This is a genomic window from Nonomuraea sp. GTA35, assembly GCF_041950525.1.
GTDB lineage: Bacteria > Actinomycetota > Actinomycetes > Streptosporangiales > Streptosporangiaceae > Nonomuraea.
Window position 1 is genome coordinate 1 of record NZ_JBGNUV010000068.1, and the last position, 568, is coordinate 568.

1 pseudogene is annotated in these 568 nt (G+C 67.8%); it reads right to left on the reverse strand.

Going from position 1 to position 568, the window contains the following annotated elements:
- Positions 1-195, reverse strand: a pseudogene (locus tag ACBJ32_RS59420) (YihY/virulence factor BrkB family protein); the annotation flags it as partial.
- Positions 196-568: the final 373 nt, after the last annotated feature.

Below are 568 nucleotides of genomic sequence, written 5' to 3' on the forward strand. Positions count from 1 at the left end.
GACGGCGAACCCCAGCAGGGCCAGGGCGAAGGTGGCGAAGAAGGCGTAGTAGGTGAGGGCGGCCGCCAGCCGGCCGGCGTCGGCCTTGTCGTAGCGGATCAGGGCCCGCACCGTGTGATCCAGCCAGCCGTGCCGGCTCCTCGTCTTCTTCCAGCCTGCCGCCATCCGGCCGACCCAGCCCCTGACGGCGCTCATGGCCGGAGCCGGCTTGTCAGCGGAATGCGGCCGTGAACGCGCGCCGCGGTCGTCTCGCAGAAGATGGCTCACCGTGCCGTCATGAAGAGCTGGTAGAGGCGGGACGACCCTACCCATAACGCGCATTCTATTTCTCCGAACGTTTCCCTGTGCCTGTGAAGCCTGAAAGCATGCCTCTCTCCGGCCGGTGGGGAAGGTTCCCGGGCATGGATCCCCCTCAGGAGCGCCTGTTGCGGTTGGTGCCTGCGACCTTGGCGAGGATGGCCGCGTGGTGCGCGTGCCTGATCGTCATCGGCATCGTGGCCAACTATGTGTTCGGTTTCGTGGCGACGATGCGCATCGTCGCCCTGCCGGTCGCGGTCGCCCGGCGGCT